General features: G+C 48.8%; 11 protein-coding genes. 4 read left to right on the top strand and 7 right to left on the bottom strand.

Annotation, left to right across the window (positions count from 1 at the left end):
- Position 1 precedes the first annotated feature (1 nt).
- Positions 2-931: a carbon-nitrogen hydrolase family protein gene (locus tag B153_RS0124615; protein WP_020599411.1), complete on the top strand. Its 930-nt coding sequence runs from the start codon at positions 2-4 to the stop codon at positions 929-931.
- Between the two features lie 6 nt (positions 932-937).
- On the opposite strand, the gene B153_RS0124610 is transcribed toward B153_RS0124615, so the two are convergent.
- From B153_RS0124610 to B153_RS0124600, 3 genes are read right to left on the bottom strand one after another with little or no spacing between them, the layout of a single operon-like run.
- Positions 938-2,059 (bottom strand): mechanosensitive ion channel family protein, encoded by a 1,122-nt coding sequence (locus B153_RS0124610; RefSeq protein WP_020599410.1) that lies wholly within the window; start codon positions 2,057-2,059, stop codon positions 938-940.
- 55 nt (positions 2,060-2,114) lie between these two features.
- Entirely contained in the window at positions 2,115-2,540 is a 426-nt protein-coding gene (locus B153_RS36900) for a lasso peptide biosynthesis B2 protein (protein ID WP_020599409.1), read from the bottom strand.
- A complete protein-coding gene (locus B153_RS0124600; RefSeq protein ID WP_020599408.1) occupies positions 2,515-2,775 on the bottom strand; it encodes a PqqD family protein in 261 nt (86 codons plus the stop codon). Before B153_RS0124600 ends, B153_RS36900 begins: the two co-directional genes overlap by 26 nt.
- 428 nt (positions 2,776-3,203) lie before the next feature.
- Between B153_RS0124600 and B153_RS0124595 the strand changes: the two genes are divergently transcribed.
- The 3 genes from B153_RS0124595 to B153_RS35805 all read left to right on the top strand — a co-directional run bounded on the left by B153_RS0124595 (position 3,204) and on the right by B153_RS35805 (position 9,129).
- Positions 3,204-6,782 carry a DUF5689 domain-containing protein gene (locus B153_RS0124595; protein WP_026262428.1) on the top strand — a complete coding sequence of 1,193 codons (3,579 nt, stop codon included), beginning with the start codon at positions 3,204-3,206 and terminating at the stop codon, positions 6,780-6,782.
- A 519-nt stretch (positions 6,783-7,301) separates the two neighbouring features.
- Positions 7,302-8,144, top strand: a complete 843-nt coding sequence (locus tag B153_RS36895) for a T9SS type A sorting domain-containing protein (protein ID WP_157634829.1) — start codon at positions 7,302-7,304, stop codon at positions 8,142-8,144.
- Between the two features lie 283 nt (positions 8,145-8,427).
- Positions 8,428-9,129, top strand: a complete 702-nt coding sequence (locus tag B153_RS35805) for a hypothetical protein (RefSeq protein WP_020599405.1) — start codon at positions 8,428-8,430, stop codon at positions 9,127-9,129.
- A 20-nt stretch (positions 9,130-9,149) separates the two neighbouring features.
- Here B153_RS35805 and porU2 read toward each other — a convergent pair whose 3' ends face one another.
- The 4 genes from porU2 to B153_RS35800 form a co-directional block, all read right to left on the bottom strand.
- The gene (gene porU2 / locus B153_RS0124580) at positions 9,150-12,389 is read right to left on the bottom strand and encodes a putative type IX secretion system sortase PorU2 (protein WP_020599404.1); all 3,240 of its coding nucleotides are present in this window, start codon (positions 12,387-12,389) and stop codon (positions 9,150-9,152) included.
- Between the two features lie 47 nt (positions 12,390-12,436).
- Entirely contained in the window at positions 12,437-13,885 is a 1,449-nt protein-coding gene (locus B153_RS0124575) for a DUF1501 domain-containing protein (RefSeq protein WP_020599403.1), read from the bottom strand.
- Between the two features lie 74 nt (positions 13,886-13,959).
- Entirely contained in the window at positions 13,960-17,412 is a 3,453-nt protein-coding gene (locus B153_RS0124570; protein WP_020599402.1) for a DUF1553 domain-containing protein, read from the bottom strand.
- 277 nt (positions 17,413-17,689) lie between these two features.
- A partial coding sequence (locus tag B153_RS35800) for an integrase core domain-containing protein (RefSeq protein ID WP_020597861.1) occupies positions 17,690-17,932 on the bottom strand: 243 nt, incomplete at its 5' end.

The following is a 17,932-nucleotide window of genomic DNA, read 5'->3' as shown; positions in this document are numbered from 1 at the left end:
TATGCCCTTCAAAAACATACGAGTTGGTGTAGTGCAGGCAACACCTGCGTTGTTCGATCTGGAAAAAAGTGTTGACCGGGTCATTGACTGGATTGAGAAAGCTGCAGAAGCAGGCTGTCAGTTTGTGCTGTTTCCGGAATCATTCATACCCTGTTATCCACGAGGCTTAACCTTTGATGCGATTGTTGGCCGCCGAACCGACAAAGGGCGTGCGGTGTGGCTGGATTATTGGGAAAATAGCCTGGAAGTTGAGTCGGCTCAAACCCAGCGAATCAGCGAAGCCATACAGAAAGCAAACCTGTATGTCGCTTTGGGGGTAACCGAGAAAGAGCCGGTAGGGGGCACCCTATATTGCACATTGCTGTATTTTGGGAATGACGGCCGTTTGCTGGGAAAACACCGCAAGCTGAAACCCACTGGCCTGGAACGATACATCTGGGGCGAAAGTGATGGCAGTACATTGGTCAGTTTCGCCAGCGAGATCGGTAAATTTGGTGGTTTGATCTGCTGGGAAAACTACATGCCCCTGGCCCGGACAGCCTTATATCAGCAGGGAATCGAACTCTATCTGGCCCCGACAGCCGATGCCCGCGATTCGTGGCAGGCGACCATGCTGCACATTGCGCTGGAAGGTCGTTGCTTTGTACTGGCCAGCAACCAGTTTGTGCAGAAGACGGACTATCCCGAACGGTATCTTGCCGACCTGGCCGATGAACCCGATACGATGTGTAGTGGGGGGAGTGTCATTATCTCGCCCATGGGCGAAATGCTTGCCGGACCCCTCTGGAATCAGGAGGGGCTACTCACGGCTGATCTGGATTTTTCGATCCTGGCCAAAAGCAAATTAGATTTCGACTGTGTGGGCCACTACTCGCGAAACGATGTTTTTACGCTCAAAGTGGCGAATCAGCCGCCTATTCAGAAAATCTGAAACGGATTAAGGATTGAGAGGATGATCCTGCGGTTTTAACTCCTCGGCCAGCATGAGCCGCGTTTGGGGAAGGCTCTGCGGATATTCGTCGCGGATAAACGCCACCAGCTTTTCACGCATATGACAGCGCAGGTCAAAGGCCGATGGGGCATCCTGAGCCGATACCAGCACCCGAACCTGAATACAGGTCGGGGTTGTATCCGTAACCTGCACCGCAAAGCTGTCGCCCGTCCAGAGCGGGTCATTTTCGGCTAGTTCACGGGCTTTTTTTCGTACCGCTTCAACGGGCACCGTGTAATCCAGATAGAGAAAAATAGCGCCAACGATCGAAGCATCCGAACGGGTCCAGTTCTCGAACGGAGTCTCTACAAAGTACGTAATGGGCAGAATCAGGCGTCGACGGTCCCAAAGCCGGACAATTACGCTGGTCAGATTGATCTCTTCGATACGCCCCCACTCTTTTTCGACCACAACGGCATCATCCAGTCGAATCTGCTGATTAAGGGCAATCTGAATACCGGCTAGCAGGTTCGCTAACGTCTTTTGGGCAGCAAACCCAAGTACTACCGATACGACCCCGGCCGACGTCAGTACACTAAGCCCTACTTTTCGGCTTCCCTGAAACGTGATCAGTAACAGCGATGCGCCGAGCACAATGACCAGAATAACGATAAGCCGACGGAAAAAACGCACCTGCGTAACGAATTTCCGGTGGGCCAGGTTGGTATCGTTTGTGGTGTCATACTCATAGATCAGGCGTTTTTCACCAACTTTTAAGAGTTGGACAATAAACCAGGTCGTCGTAATCAGAAAGAGGATTTCAGCGGTTTTGTCGGCTACAGGGTGCCGACGCAAAAAACGCTCCGACTGCAGGTTTGTAGCCAGCAGAAAAAACAACGAGGGAACAAACAGCCAGAAGGCCCAGCGGGCGTATACTTTCAGAAGGGATAGGGTTCGGAACGATCGTCTGCGTACAACAAACCGGATCGTCTGTGTAATGATAACATCGACGGCCAGCCCCAACACAACGGCAATGATGAGCAATATCCAGCCCGACAGATCCCGATTCGGTACATAGCCAAACCAACGGACAATAGCCCGTATCCATAAGTCAAGTTGCTGTTGCATGCGGTAGATGACGTGTCTGCCTGAGTAACCAGATAACAGGCAAATAGGGTTTCGGTTAATGCCAGGTCCAGATGGGCTGAAAATCCAGATCAGGCAAATCGCCAATCAGGACGGTTCCGTTTTTCTCGACCCAGGCATGCGCTTCAAATGTATGGCTTTTGCGGACGCCAACGATCAGATCAATGTGTTTATCTTTTCGAAGGAAATAGGTTAAGGCCAATGCCTGCGGCAAACAAAAAGCGGACAAGGGGCCACTTACTTTCTGAATAGCCCGGATGTTCCGGTCAATCAACAGGCGGGGCGTTTCTTTAGATTTATCCGCTTGGGTAAGTTTACTATAGAGCTGCCTGAACGTTTGAAACGATAGCAGTTTGAGACCCAGTTGGATGGCAGAAATAACAAAAAACGCACGGATCAGAAGGAGTTGATCCGAGGAAGATAACTGTACGAATTGCTTAAACCGTTTCCACCAGTTTTTCATGTACTAAATCGTTCAGCAGTTGCTGCAAATCGTCGGTACAGGTTGACTCATCGACCTCAAAGTTTGTCATGACCTGTTCTTTGAGCTCTTCAAAAGACATGGGCGACTGCTTAAGAAGCTCCCATACAAACGTACCCACTTCATTCAGGCCATAATACATACCGGCTGCATGATTGAGGATAACCGTTTCGCCAGCCAATTCAGATGATATCTGATTCTGAGTTAATCGATACATACACGTTACTGATAAATGATCAAAGATAAAGGAATTTATCGGCAATGGTGGTCATCGAAGCAGATGACGGTCATATCGGGGTAGAAAAGGTTCCTGGGGAATGGGTTGATACAGAATGGTCTGCCTGAGGTTTTTTTAGATTGTTTTTAGATGGAGTTGATAGATGTTACTACTTGTTCCATTCTTTCGAAACTATCCTCTTAAACGCGTATCAGGTAAATAGGAAGTTACCTAAATGTCGAAAATGTTATATTTTTTAATGCATTTTATGAATTTAAATAGGTTGTTTTATATTAAAAAAGGAACATAAATAAATAATATTAACCGGGATGCCATTGTCGAAAATGAAGGTTTATTTTAGATGGTTAAACCATTTCTGAATAACATAAAACTTCATTTGATTGATCTTTTTACCAATTCATTTCATCATGCAAAGACGTATACTCTTCGTTTTAACTTTTCTGTTAGTGGCCCATGGGTTGTGGGCTCAGGTGAGCCTGACAGGGGCCACTTCATACACTCAGAATTTTAACTCACTGGCTAGCTCTGGCGCAGGAACATGGACCGACAACAGCACGATTCAAGGCTGGTATGCGGCCATTACGAATGGATCTAATGTCACAAGTGCCGCTACAACGTATACGGTCGATCCGGGGAGTAGTACTACAGGTGGGCTGCATAGTTATGGGGCAACCTCTGCTCCCGACCGTGCTTTAGGGTCTGTCGGTTCCGGTTCTGCTAAAGCGATCTATTATGGTGTTTTATTCATCAACAATACAGGAAGCCCTATTACAGCTTTATCGGTTAGTTATAAAGGAGAGCAATGGCGTAGCAGTACATCCGTTCAGAATACACTTTCTTTCGCTTATAAAGTTGGGGCCAGCTCGGTGAGTGAGTCGGGCTATACCACCAATTCTTTACTGGATTTTGTAGGACAGCCTTCGGTGGCCTCAAATGGGGCTTTGGATGGCAATGCCAACGCAAAAAGTATCACCAGCACATTTAATGTGAACATTCCGGTTGGTGAGAAAATTATGATTCGCTGGATGGATGTTGACGATGCCGGAAGCGATGCGGGCCTTAGCATCGACGATTTAATCGTGAGTGTTGTCACAACCCCTTTTCTGGTTGTTAACCCTGCATCCGTTGGGAATTTGGTCAATACCGCTAATAACAGCAGCCCTTCTGCACCATCTACGTTTACGGTTATTGGTGGACTGCTGAACCCGGCAACCCCTGTTTCGGTAAGTTCTCCGGCTAATTTTGAAATTTCGACCGACAATGTGAGTTATACGACAAGTGCGGTCACGTTTTCGCCTTCGGGTGATGGTACCCTGAATCAAACCATTTATGCTCGGTTGGCAGGTGGCCTTTCAGTTGGCCCCTATTCGGGACTCGCTACCGTAAGCAGCACAGAAGTACCAACCTCCCAAACAGCATCAATCAGTGGAACCGTTTATACGGCTGGTGCCAGCGGTGCCTGTGGTACTTCCTATAAGATAAGTGATGTACGTAGTGCTGCCGATGGCATAACATTCACCGTAACCGGGCGGGTAACCTCAACGCTTGGTACGAACATCTATATTCAGGATGCTACAGGTGGTATTTTGTTGTACACGGGTACGGGCACCTCGGTCGAATTGCCGGAGCTAAGTATTGGCGACGAAGTTCAGGTGACGGGGGTATTGACAACGTACAATGGAGATCGGGAGTTGAAAAATTTTACTAGCTGTTTTGTAAAAACCAGCTCCCCGAACTCGATTCCTACACCTGTTACGGTCACAGCCGCTACACTCTGTGATCACAAAGGCGAATTGGTGACGCTTACCGGAGTGACGGGTATTACACCATCGGGTGGGACGTTTACAGGCAATACGAACTATACCTTGACAACAGGTGGTGGTACCGTAATTATGCGGGTGCAACTCGGGACCGATCTGGTGGCGGCCACCAAACCTACGGGTACGCTCGATATTACGGGTATCGTGAGCGTATTCAATGGTACTTGCCAGTTCTTACCCCGCTCAACGGCTGATGTTCCCGGAGCTACGCCCAATACCGTGTCCTGCCCTGGTGTTGGTACAGGTGGGGCCGGCATATCGACCGATAATACGCTCGATATTACCTGGTGGAATGTGGAGTGGCTGGGCAATACAGGTTTTGGTCCCACAAATGAGGCACAGCAGCAGGATAATGTGCGCCAGCAACTGCAAAATATGAATCAGGACATTTACTGTCTGGAGGAAGTTACTGACCTGACAAAGCTAGATGCCATTGTGGCAACCCTGAATGCAAATACAGGTAAGTCGTACACCTATACCTGTGGTGCTGATCCAACCCGTACGCCACCTATTTACTACTCACACTGGTTTGATAGCCCTGAAGTCTCAGGTGATGCTAATACATATGCCCAAAAGGTATGTTTTGTGTACAATACGGCAGTTGTTAAGAATGTAACGGCCGACCAGATTGTAGCCGATGCTACGCAACTGAGTTCAAGTTCGTGGGCATCTAACCGGTTTCCGTTGTTGATGAGTTGCGATGTCACGATCAACGGGTCTACAAAGAATTTCAAATTGGTTGGGGTGCATGCCAAATCGGGGTCGGATGCGTCATCATACAATCGTCGGATTAACGACTTTGCGTCTCTGAAAAGTTATCTTGACACGAACTATCCTACCAGTAATGTCATGATCATGGGCGATTTCAACGATGATGCCGACCAATCAATTTATATTGATGCAACAACGAGCACAACCAACGTATCGTCCTTTAACAATTTCATTACGTCGGCCGATTACACCGCGATCACGAAACAGCTCAGTACCTGCAATATCTCGAGTACGGCATCTTACCCTGATATTATCGACCATTTGATAATTTCGAATGAAATCAGCACGGATGGCTCATTCCCGGCTAGTGGAATTGCTTACATTCCGAACTCGGTTACAGCAGTACGCCCAATTGTTGGCGGGACCACAACATCAGACCACTTCCCGGTTTCGGCTCGTTTCCAGTTTGCCTCTGCCCTTTCGACGACGTTAGTAGCCAGCACCTCGGCTGTCTGTTCGGGGCAATCGGTTAATCTGGCGATTACAGTGAGTGGTCTGGGAAGCGATACATACAGCTATACGGTGACCAATGGCACAAATAGCACGACTACAGCCGGTGTGTCGACGTCAACCACGCAGGTTAGCCTTACGCCAACCGTAGCCGGTTCGTTCACGCTGACTGTAGCGACCTCTACTGCTACTGCCACAGCTATAAGCGGAAATGTTGCTATTGATGGGCCAATCTCCGTACTGGCAGGGGCTTCGTCGGCTACTACCACGATTGGCGGAACGGTTAGCCTGACGGCAACCGGGGCGAGTACATACCAGTGGAGTGCCCCAGCTCAGGCTACGATTAGCCCGTCGGCCGGATCACCTGTTTCGGCTACGTTAACCGCTGCTGGAGTGCACACCTTCACCTTGCTGGCTGGTCAGGGGAGTTGTACGCAGACGTCATTGGTCAGTGTTACGGCAACCAATGGGCCTGACATTTCACCTACGCTGCTTTTACCACAATCGCAATTCGCAGCATCGGCACCAAACAACGTAAGAAACTTTGTTGTGAATTTGTATGAAGTAGGTTATCACGCCACCACATCCGGGCAGTTGACAATCACGATCAGTGCGCCTGCAGGGTACACACTTACCTTCGATGGAACACAGTCCACTATCAGTATAGTTGATGGATCGAATGTGAGCAAAAATATGGCGGTCGATAATCAAAACTGGGAGGTGACCAGCAGTGATCCAGGTGGGCAGCAGTTTACGTTAAAGCTGAAAGCTGACCAGTTTATGGATGCCAATACCCAGCGTGATGTAGGCTTTAGCCTAACCCGTACAACAGCTAACACAGGAAGCGTTTCCAACATTACGGTCAATGTTAAAAATGACAACGGATCTGGGTATGATGTGAACGCTGCCAATAATATATACGCCCGTATCATTTCGGGATTTTAAGCACGGTAGCTGACAAGGGATAACGTATTTCACTTTGTCAGGATAGTCGTTTCGGAAAACTAGTAGAGGCTCACTGTACACAGTGAGCCTCTTTTTTATGGGCTTGTAGGCATCTGCTTGGTCTCGATCAAAATCTATTTTCCTGACCAGCGATCAAAAAATTCTTTCTGATTTGTCAGTGAGCCGTGCGCTTTATCGAGTCAAAGTAGTAATATTACTTTTTGTAAGTATTAGTATATTAATTTTTGTATTAAAATATATATTTAGTTTATGATAAGATCTTTATGGTTCCTTTTATGTTGGTTGCCACTCGTAAATTTTGCACAAGTAGCAACGTATAACTTTAGTGGTGCTACAGGAAGTCAGACCTCGCAACCGGTAACGTCGAAAGATCCCAATAGTACGGCTTCAGATATAACGCGGGGTTCCGGTGTTACAGCAACGTCAGGCTCAGGAAGCATAAATGCTACAGGGTGGACGAGTTCCGCTCAGGATGCTAATGATTATTATGAATTTACCTTGACGCCGGCGACTGGATATCAGCTCAACATAACGGGTATCTCTTTTTCGGCTCGTCGTTCTGCGGCTGGCCCTCCAAATTACCTCCTGACGTATGCCATAGCAGGAAATGAGACGACAATTACAACCGGTACACTCTCCACAACGACTTCAACATCGATAAGCCCTGCGTTTGTATTAAGTACCCCTCAAACCGTCCGGTTCAGAATCTATGCATGGGGAGCCAGTAATTCGGTAGGGACGTTCCGGCTGGACAATACGCTTACTGTGAGTGCTTCGGTTCCTCTCCCCGTCAGACTGGTTTCGTTTGAAGGGCAAGTCCTGGACCATAGTATACGGCTAAAATGGGCTACATCCTGGGAAGATAGAAACGAGGGCTTCGATATTCTTAGAGGAAAAACGCCTGACGGGATTGAGAAAGTTGGCTTTGTAGAAGGCCATTCTACCATGCAGGATGTATCCGAATATTCCTTTACCGATCGTGAAGTAGAATCCGGGCAGGTATATTATTACCGGCTTCGCCAGCGCGATACAGGCGGAGCAACGGACTTGTCGAAAATGATTGCTGTTCGAGCAGATTTCATGACCGACGGGCTAGCCGCATCCCTATATCCCAACCCCAATCAAGGTAATTTCACGGTGTCCGCCAGCGGCCTGGAACAGACTACCATCACCTTATCTAATTCGTTAGGTGCTGAAATCCCCGTCACGATCCATAAAAAAGAGAATTCAGAGTCAGTATTCGTAAATACCGCTGGTACTGTAGCGCCAGGTATGTATATCCTTCGCCTTCAAGCCAATGATGGACTAAAAAAGCAAACTATACAAATGATTGTTAACTAATACACTGTATAACTTAAAATCCCCCGTTTACTTGCATGAAACGCGCCCACTCATTTAGAAAACTTCAGTCCGTAAAAAAGTCGTATAAAAAGCCTGACCTTGTGAAATATGGCCGAATCGCTAAAATTACTCTGAAAGGAGGAAGTATGACCGATGGAATTACTAGCTACCAGCCTTAGTGAGCTTATGGGTCGATGTATATATAATGAAAAGTTCCTGCTTTGGCCGCTGTGAACTCCTGTTCGGTTTACGTAAAAGATTGGCTTTACACTTCGCTGGCGGTATGGTTCGATTGTCTCGACGCTGTGTAACCGTAGGTACATTCTGGAGCTTTCTGGTTTTGCAGGCCTGCCAGACAATAGATAGTATACCGAAAGATGACAGCCTGTATGCGCCAGTTGAGGCTGGGCGTTACTGGGTGTATGAAGTGCAGGACGAAACCTACTCGCTGAGTACTCCCCCTGTTTTAAATTCCTATTTTCTGAAAGAAACAGTTGGCGAGTTGGTAGCAAATCAAGCCGATAAAACGCACAAGCTGATTCGGTACAAACGCAGCCGACCGACCGACGTCTGGAAGACCGATTCAATTTGGACCGTGCAGCAGTGGCCTAATAGGCTGATGCGTATCGAAAATTCGATTGCTTTTATCAAGCTTTTATTTCCCGTTGTTGCCAGCACTTCCTGGAATCAGAACGAATATAACAGGCTATCGACGGCTACTTATCAATACGTCCAAATCGGCAAAGACTATGCGATAAATGGTAGAAACTTCGCCAATACTGTTCAGGTGATCAACAAACAGAACGATTCGACAGCTATCTCGCTAAATCGGCAGGTGGATGTATACGCGTATCAGATTGGCTTGATCTTTAAAGAAAATACGGTACTCGCTTATTGCCAAAGTAGTCCAGATTGCCTTGGGAAAGGTCAGATTGCTTATGGATACCGTCGAAAGCAGTGGCTGGTTGAAACGGGCCTTGAGTAAACAGGCTATTTGGTTTCAGGTCAGGGTTTGATAATTTTTCCTTGTAAGGTTTCTGTTCGACCATCGCCCCAATCGATATAGAGCGTTGCCTGGTAAAACCCTGCCGGAAAGTGACGGAAGTTTTCCAGATAAAGTATGTTTTCTCCTACAAATGGAACTAGCATACAAGTATCCATCGGCTCTCCAAGACTGTTGACAACCGCTAATTGGGCTGATTTCGGAGCCGATTTGCCAATTAGTGTAAAGCTAATCTGGATGATATCGCTGCCGGGGTTGGGGTAAATTTTCCAGACGGTAGGTGGGCTTGCGTCCGCTACCTGAAAGGCAATCGAATAGGGAGTACCCGCTCCATTACCAGCTGCGTCACGGCCCGTTATCAGTAAATCATAGGTACCTGCAACCAGATTGGTCAATTGATAGGTGGCTTGCAGTGATACCGTCGATAGAGCTGAGCCTGACCGGGGGCTCAATAGAATGGATGGGCAACCTGCGCATGATTTCAGAAAAGCCTGGATGTTCGTCAGTTTATCAAGTGGCAACGGGGCATCGTCGGTTAGATTGACCTGAATTATCGGGTTGGCTGACACATAATCCCCGTTTTTGAGCGCCCGGTTATCGACCGTTACGGATAAAATCGGATTCAATTGGTCGGGGAGGGCATTGATGGGAAACAGGCTAGTCTGCTGAATCGCCGACCAGTCTGTGAGTGCCAGACTAAGTTGATTATTGGTTTCCACCAGTTCGTCGATTTGATTGTCACTGTCTACACCGACGGTAAGTTGGGAAAGAGAAACCTCTTTTTTTATGGGAATAGCGATGGTATCTCGAACCGTTGTCATGTCGATTAGGAGCCGCTGGCTACTGCTGCTTCCGTTTGCATAGGTTTTCGTCAACTGAAGGGACACCGTTTGTTTGGCGTAAAATTTACCGGCATTGGCAAGAATCAGATTGACCGTCAGGGAGTCATTGCTGGCTATAATGGTGCCCGGTTTTCGAGCCTGAATAAATAGACTCCGGGCTGCGTAGTCGGGTTTTGCCAGTGGAAAAACATGCAACGCTGGGTCTCCCTGCAAGATGATTTGTTGTAGATCGGTGCGAAGTGTCAGATCGCTACTGTACTGATGGAGGCTCAAATTGACCTGCTGTTGTATTTGACCCAACGTAAGTGTCAGGCTGGTGCTATCGGAAAAGAGTTTTTGGTAAAGCCTGGTAGCATAGGTTTGTGTGCTGGTTGGATAACTCCAGAACGAACCCGCCAGCACGGCTATAGCGCCTTTATCGGGGGTAATGAGCCAGTCGGTGCTTAGCGGATCATACTTATAAAAAAGGTTATTGATGCTGCATCCATTAAAAAACAGGATCGGATATTTACCCTTGTTGTTGATCGTACTGCCTGGGGCCGAGCAATAACCAATATTGAAATCAAGGGTGTTGGATGACCCATGTCCCGTATACCCAACCATGCCGATCCCCTCGTTGATCGGCTTCGAAATATCGACGGATTCAACTTCTTCAAAGGTTTTTTTCGATAACGACGTCACCTGTGCCCCCATATACGGGCTTTCGGCTATTGGCCGTAGCTGCTCCATCAGGCTTTTCAGATACAGAATTTCGTTCTGATCGTGGCCGCCATTTAAGTGAAGCATCCGTTTTTGCCAATCGGCAGGAGAAGTCTGTTCAAATTCTTTGACTTTGGCCAGATAATTCAAAACCTGCTGATTGGTCGTTACATTAAGTCGGCCAGTTGGAATTGCCTGCACAAACTCTGGAAAACCTGCCAGCCCCATGGTCAGTAAAGCGTCGGAGCCCGGATAACCGAATGTAGGGACCAGGTCGTCGGCTTCGGAAGTTTTCAATACGTCGGGGAAACTAATACCCCGGCCCAGCAGCAATAAATGCCTGGTCTTTCCACCCGACAGCATGAAATCGGCAAACCGACGAATTGCCACTGGGCTACGTTCGCCATAGTTGAATTGTTCGTAGATCGACTTCGTTTCGATAACCAATGGGGTATAGTTCCCGCCTGCAACCGACGCCCGATAAATGGCATATTGAGTTGCCGATTCAATCAACGAACGGTGGGTAATAATCAGATAGTCGTGGTTGGTAGGTTTCAGTATCGGAAAGACGACTACTGAAATGGCTGGCGATTTTTTGACTTCATTGCTAACAAACAACGTTTGCCCATCAGCGGAGTTGGGCGCGATGAACTGCCCTGCCCGATGGGCTATTTTAGCAGTTGCGTACCGACCTGCAAGCGCATAAATCAGGTAATCAGTACGTAGGTCAGGTACCTGTATGACCGATTGATTAATGGAATTTGGACGCAAATAAAAGTATTTACCAGACTGCCCATTTATCAGAAAGCGTTGCGGGTACACAACGTTCAGGTAGGTCATTGAATACCAGTCGTAGGCACTGGCTTTGAGCGATTGGACTTTTAAACGAACGGCTTCGCTTTGAATCACATTTTCAGACAACGTCAGTTGTACGTTTTTGGGGCTAAATGGGCCTATCGAGAGGGTATCCATTGGCCTTCCGTCGTTCAGAGCGTACCAAAGCTGGTGATTATTGGGCGAACGACCGTTGAGCCGAAAAGCAAATACCGGCGGCTGGTCAGGGTCAACAACCCGATCCCGGAATCGTATGGTGAATTGGGCTACTGAATCGGGGCTTATGTAATTTCCGGTCCAGCCTTCGCCCTCTTCAAAATAGCTTTGCTGAACGGGAGGCACTGAGCCGATGGAATTGTTGAACGAGTATTGACTGGCAAAGACCGTAACCTGTGGCTCAAGGTGGTACGGTTCGGGCAATTGATCGGTAGGTTTGCCAGCGAAAGAGGCAAGCCGAAGTCCCGGTTTTGACCCTGCTGTCAGAAAATAAAAAGTTTCGTCTGAGAATAAGCTATGGTATGGATTCGCACGTTGGGTGTGGTAATAGACCAGACTGTCCAGTTCGCCGTTGTTTTTTTCGGCGTAGAACTGAATAAAATCGGTGGGGTCGAATCGTCCATCTTCGCCACCACTGACTTCGATAGCCAGTTCACGGCCGAGGTGATAAAGCTGTAATTTTTTGGGATCTATCGTATCCAGAACAAAGCCCGCAGCCGCCAATTCGGCATAACTGATCTGATAAATACCATTCTCTCGGATACTGATTTTGGCATACGATTGCTTTGGTACAATCCACTCATTTCCATACCGGAATTGAGCCTGTCCTGCGTAAGCGAGTAGAAGAAAAACAGAGAAAAGCAGTTTCAATCGTACAAGTAGCTTATTTTTTCAGCTAAGATACTTGTAAGGTTTGATTATGCCAGTAATGGTTTAATAACGTTGCCATGAACATCGGTTAAACGATACCGACGACCCTGGCTTTTGAAGGTTAATTTTTCATGGTCGATACCCAGTAAATGCAATACCGTAGCCTGAAAATCGTGGACATGAACCGGCTCTTTGATAACGTTATAGCCAAAATCATCCGTTTCGCCATAGACGAGCCCTTTTTTTACCCCTGCTCCGGCCATCCAGATGGTAAACGCTCTGGGGTGATGGTCGCGCCCGTAGTTGTCGCGGGTAAGTTTGCCCTGCGAATAGGCCCCTCGACCAAACTCGCCACCCCAGATCACCAGGGTATCGTCGAGCAACCCCCGCTGTTTCAGATCCATAACCAATGCTGCCGATGGCTGGTCAACACTTTTGGTTTGAATTTTAATATCGTTCGGAAGGTTGCCGTGTTGGTCCCAGCCCTGGTGGTAGAGCTGAACGAACTTCACATCTTTTTCAATGAGCTTTCGGGCCAACAGGCAATTGGCGGCAAATGTGCCCGGCTTTCGGCTTTCAGGGCCGTACATATCGAAAATGTAATCAGGTTCTTTCGAGATGTCGAGGGTTTCGGGCACCGAGGTTTGCATACGATACGCCATTTCGTACTGGGCCATCCGGTTATTGATTTCTGGGTCCAGCACATGCCTGAACTGTTCCTGATGTAGCTTGCCCAGATAGTCGAGCATACGCCGACGGCTGGTCTTGTCAATGCCGGGCGGATTGTTCAAGTAATACACCGGATCAGGGCCTGACCGGAATACAACCCCCTGATGCACCGACGGAAGGAATCCATTGCTCCAGAGCTTGGCATACAGCGGTTGGTCACCATCCCGGCCTTTCGATAAAAGGACAACAAAGGCGGGTAAATTCTGATTGTCGGAGCCCAGGCCGTAGCTCACCCAAGACCCAAAACTTGGCCGACCTGCCTGTTGACTACCCGTTTGGAAAAACGTGACAGCAGGGTCGTGGTTGATGGCTTCGGTATGGAGCGACCGAACGAAGGTAAGATCTCCGGCTAGTCGGGAAATGTTGGGGAGTAATTCACTAATCCACATCTGGCCGGGGCCATATTGGGCAAATTTATATTTGGAAGCTGCCAATGGAAAACGGCTTTGTCCGGCTGTCATTCCTGTCAGGCGTTGGCCTTTCCGAACCGATTCGGGCAAATCTTGCCCCCACATGGTTTCGAGCTTCGGCTTATAATCGTAGAGTTCCAACTGCGAAGGCGCACCACTTTGAAACAGATAGATGATTCGCTTTACTTTGGGCGGGAAATGGGGCTTGCCAACGGCCGGGTTTTCGCCGGGAGAACCACCGAACAGATTTGTCGGATTGAGCAGCGATGCCAGCGCAATGGTACCCAATCCTGCACTGGTTTGGCCCAGGAAGGTCCGGCGGCTCAGTTGGTCATGAAGTTGATCCTGAATATCCATAGGTTGTAGAGCATGGGGCGGAGGGTATGGGGCAGAGAGTAACATGTTCGTTCTTTGCGCTTAACCCAGTGCCCTTAGCGTTTAATAATCGCTTCATCAAAATTCATTACCGTACTGGTCACGACAGTCCAGGCGGCTAGCTCTGCCGGATTCTGGTTTGCATCGACGGGATACTCGCCTACCGATAATAACTCAGCCGCCCGTTTCGGGTTTTTGGTAAAATCAGCCAGTTCTTCGGCATACAGTTGTTGCATCAGCAAAATTTCTTCCGTCCGCGCGGGTCGGCTGATCACGGCTTTGAACAGGTCATTAATTACCCCCTTTTCATCCTTTCTGCTTTCTTCTTTTCCGCCTACCCGTTGCGCCAGCACCCTTGCCGCTTCGACAAACTGCGGATCGTTCAGGGTGACGAGTGCCTGGAGAGGGGTATTGGTTTTCTGGCGTTTAACGATGCAGGTATGCCGTTCGGCCGCATCGAAATTCAGCATCATGGGAGGGGGCGACGAGCGTTTCCAGATGGTGTACATCGACCGACGATATAGGCTATCCTTATGGTTTTGTACGTATTTTACCGCATTTCGGGTGGCTAGTGCTTCCCAGATACCTGCGGGTTGATACGGGTGAACGCTGGGGCCTCCAATTCGTTGGGTAAGTAATCCGCTTACCGCCAGAGCATTATCCCGTACCTGTTCTGCCGACATACGATAACTGGCTCCCCGCGTCAGGTATACGTCGTCCGGGTCGGCTTCGCGAGCTTTTTCGGATGCTGTCGACGATTGCCGATACGTGGCCGACATAACAATTTCTTTGTGTAACGCCTTTAAGTTCCAGCCGGATTCTCTAAACCGTACCGCCAGATAATCCAGTAGCTCAGGATGACTTGGTAACGCGCCCTGATTCCCAAAATCATCGCTGGTTTTTGCCAGTCCCTGTCCGAAATACTGTTGCCATACCCGATTCACAATGACCCGGCTGAATAAGGGGTTTTTTTCTGACAACAACCATTGGGCCAGTCCGAGCCGGTTTTTGGGCAGGTCGTCGTCGAGTGGATTCAGGCTGTGTAAGACGGCTGGAGTTACTACCTCGCCCGGTGCATCGTAAGCACCACGCTTCAGTAAATGCGTTTCACGGGGCGTTTTTCGCTCCTCCATAACCATTACCTGATCGGAGTTGGTGTAGAGCATGATCTGTTCTCCGCGTAATTTCATCGCCTGAGTAAACGTATTGCGATAAACGGGGTCCTGGGTAGCCACATAATAGCTATACAGGCCAGACCGCTGTTCGGGTGTTCGGCTGGGGATATGCAGGGCATTCGCCAGGGCGTCGGCTTGTCCGGCTAGTCGCGGCATTTCCAGCGGGGTCAGGCAACGGTTATAAATGCGGAGTTCATCGACAGCAAAATCTTTGTAGAAGTTGTCATGCATCCGGCCCACATAGAATGCGTGTTGCGCCCAGTGGGTGCGGTCTTTGCCCCATACCATACTGTGAATCAGATGGTCAGCAACAATTTTTGTGCGCATGGGTTTGCCGTTCAGGTAGATGCTGAGCCCTTTGGCCTGCCCCATGCCGTCGTAGGTAAAAGCCACCTGAAACCACTGATGAACGGGTACTTTGTCAATCGTTTCAACATCAATGGCATTGGCGGGCCAGACATGGCTGAGCGTCAGCTTCAACCGACCATCGGCCAGCAGGTCAAGCTGATAGCCGCGTTGCCCATCCATTGGCCCGGTCGTTCGTCCCAAGAAAGTAAGGGCCATGTTCGGTTTCGCCAGGTTGAACCAGCTACTGATCGAAAACGGCTCGTTTTGTTCGAAAGCGCCAAATTTTGACGGTAATTCGATGTAGCTATCACCAGGAAGGTAACGGGCTTTGCCAAACCGGCCGGGTACGGCATAAGGCACTTTATCGGGGTCGCCACTTAAACGGGCTGGGATAGTATCGTTGACCGAGTTTTCGAAGGCATTGCGAGGGTCTTTCCAAAGCTCTTCCTTCGATTTGCGCTTGGGCGGTTCTTTCTTTTCCGGCTGCTTTTCAACTGGCTTTTTCGACTTGGCTCGCGCTTCTTCTTCCTTTTTACGCTTCTCGTCCTCTAGCTTACGTTTTTCCCGATCAGCTTTAACGAAAGCACTAATGTCGGTTCGGTCGGCTTCATCAAAGGTATAATGGGCGATAAGTCCGGAGTCGAGGGAGGAAAGGGAGCGTTTTGTGGCCTGACTCACCCACTGGCCAAACCGTTTCTGGTAGTCAGTGCGGTTGGGGTTAAGCTGCTGCTCAAGCGGAGTAAGCTGCTCGCGAATGAATTTGAGTTTGGCGTCGGTTTCGGGTTTGGTCAGGGTAATGGTAGGAGCCGCTTCGCCATTGTACGGAATCTGGCCCCGGTCGTTGTTGCTGTTGAAAAAAGCATACAGCGAGTAATAATCTTTCTGACTGATCGGATCGTATTTATGATCGTGGCATCGTGCGCATTCGACCGTAAGGCCGAGCATAGCCTTCCCGAAGGTGTTGGTTCGGTCGGCAACGTACTCAACCCGATATTCCTCATCAACAATACCACCTTCCTGGCTCTGCTGATGATTGCGGTTGAAAGCGGTAGCAATCAGTTGGTCCCGGTTCGGATTGGGCAGCAGGTCGCCCGCCAGTTGCCAGGTAATGAATCGATCAAATGAGAGGTTTCGGTTGTAGGCCCTGATAACCCAATCCCGATAGGGCCACATTGTCCGAAGCCCATCGTCCTGATAGCCGTGTGTATCAGCATAGTGGGCTACATCGAGCCACTCAACGGCCTGTCGTTCGCCGTAGTGCGGATTATTGAGCAACCGATTAACGACCTTCTCGTAGGCGTTGGGAGATTTGTCGGCCAGAAAAGCGTCGATTTCTGCCGGAGTGGGGGGCAGGCCGATCAGGTCGAGACTTACGCGTCGAAGTAAGGTTGTTTTATCCGCTTCGGGGGCATGGGTCAGATTTTTTTGTTCCTGTTTGGCAAGAATAAATCGGTCGATGTCGTTTTTGGCCCATTGCTGGTCTTTCACCTGCGGAATTTCCGGCATTGTGGGTGCAATCAGCGACCAGTGTTCTTTGTATTCGGCCCCCTGTTCAATCCAGCGTAGCAGCAAAGCCTTTTCTTCGGTAGTCAGACTTAGGTTCGACTTAGGCGTTGGCATCATCTCCTCCGGGTCGCTAGTGAGAATGCGATGGGCTAGCTCGCTTTTAGCCAGATTGCCGGGCACAATAGCGGTATGGCCTGTTTTTTCCAAGGCTTCGTAGGCGCCTTCGGGAGTATCCAGCCGCAATCCGGCCTGCTGTTTGGCTTTATCGGGACCATGACAGGCAAAGCAGCGATCCGACAGGATAGGCTTAACGTGCAGGTTATAATCGATTTTTTCGGGAAGGGTAGCTTCGGCCGCAACGAGTTCTGCCGGTTTATCAATCGAGGTTCGGCAAGACGTTAACCAGATCGAAGCCCCAAACAGGCTAATCGTTGCGCTACACAGAACATATCGGAATCGTATGTCAGACCAGACGAGCATACAGATAGGACAAAGCGTTGAGGTACTATTACAAAAATAACAAAGATAAATCCAAAAATGTGCCTTGTATTCAATAAGTATGCTTTTGTAGATAAATAATCTATGAAAAGCGTTTGGTCATTTGATGTCCTTCCAACGTGGGCTTGATCTTCGGGTAATAGAGAAAAAATTACCCGAAGATCAAGCCCACGTTGGAAGGAGAAAATTTACTCAAGATGTAGGGGGCTTAAAAGTAGAGTTCCTACTCGTTTGGGGTGGTCCCGTTTAGCCGGACACTTTACTTATGAGAGTTTGACAAAACAGTTTGATAAAATTGGTTTTCAAAGTCAATCGGTGAACGGTAGCCTAACGACGAGTGCAGCCGACGCACGTTATAATACCCTTCAATATAGTTAAACAACTCAGCACGGGCATCATCTAGACTCATAAAACAGCCATCCTCCAGCAACTCGGCTTTTAAGCGTCCCCAAAAAGACTCAGCATGCGCGTTTTGATAGGGATTATCAGCTTCCGCCATGCT

Source organism: Spirosoma panaciterrae DSM 21099 (assembly GCF_000374025.1).
In the GTDB taxonomy this organism is placed as follows: Bacteria; Bacteroidota; Bacteroidia; order Cytophagales; family Spirosomataceae; genus Spirosoma; species Spirosoma panaciterrae.
Note: the sequence above shows the minus strand (reverse complement) of the source record. Positions and strands in the feature narration are given on the sequence as shown.

Coding starts and splice junctions, on each gene's coding strand:
- B153_RS0124610 (WP_020599410.1), bottom strand. CDS start 2,059: ATGCAACAGCAACTTGACTTATGGATACGGGCTATTGTCCGTTGGTTT.
- B153_RS35805 (WP_020599405.1), top strand. CDS start 8,428: ATGGTTCGATTGTCTCGACGCTGTGTAACCGTAGGTACATTCTGGAGC.
- B153_RS0124575 (WP_020599403.1), bottom strand. CDS start 13,885: ATGGATATTCAGGATCAACTTCATGACCAACTGAGCCGCCGGACCTTC.
- B153_RS36900 (WP_020599409.1), bottom strand. CDS start 2,540: ATGAAAAACTGGTGGAAACGGTTTAAGCAATTCGTACAGTTATCTTCC.
- B153_RS0124615 (WP_020599411.1), top strand. CDS start 2: ATGCCCTTCAAAAACATACGAGTTGGTGTAGTGCAGGCAACACCTGCG.
- B153_RS0124570 (WP_020599402.1), bottom strand. CDS start 17,412: ATGCTCGTCTGGTCTGACATACGATTCCGATATGTTCTGTGTAGCGCA.
- B153_RS0124600 (WP_020599408.1), bottom strand. CDS start 2,775: ATGTATCGATTAACTCAGAATCAGATATCATCTGAATTGGCTGGCGAA.
- B153_RS0124595 (WP_026262428.1), top strand. CDS start 3,204: ATGCAAAGACGTATACTCTTCGTTTTAACTTTTCTGTTAGTGGCCCAT.